Origin of the sequence: Methylobacterium sp. E-005 (assembly GCF_022829725.1) — a bacterium.
Taxonomy (GTDB): domain Bacteria; phylum Pseudomonadota; class Alphaproteobacteria; order Rhizobiales; family Beijerinckiaceae; genus Methylobacterium.
The window spans coordinates 1-426 of sequence record NZ_JAKSYG010000196.1 but is presented as its reverse complement, the minus strand read 5'-3'; the positions used below and the strand labels follow the sequence as shown (position 1 = coordinate 426).

The 426-nt window shown below is 78.4% G+C and carries 1 pseudogene; it reads right to left on the bottom strand.

Annotation, left to right across the window (positions count from 1 at the left end):
* Positions 1 to 426, bottom strand: a pseudogene (locus MKK88_RS22075) (hypothetical protein); the annotation flags it as partial.

Sequence of the window (426 nt, the reverse complement as noted above, 5' to 3'; positions counted from 1 at the left end):
GCGGCCCTCGCGCCAGACCGAGGCCAGGTAGTGGTCGGCCAGGTCGACGCCGGAGGCCTGCGCCAGCGCGTCCGCCAGCCCGCCCCCGGCCGCCTCCAGGCCGGCCCGGTAGTGGGCGGCGTCGAAGTAGGGCGCCAGGGTCGCGAACCGCAGCGCGAGGCCGGCCTCACGGTCGGGCCGGGCGGGGCCGCCGGTGAGGACGCAGCGCACCAGCGGGTTCTGGGTGGCGTAGGTGATGGCTGGGGTCAGGCAGTAGGCGAGGGTGTCGAACCGGGGCGCCGGCACGCGGCCCTCGCGCCAGACCGAGGCCAGGTAGTGGTCGGCCAGGTCGACGCCGGAGGCCTGCGCCAGCGCGTCCGCCAGCCCGCCCCCGGCCGCCTCCAGGCCGGCCCGGTAGTGGGCGGCGTCGAAGTAGGGCGCCAGGGT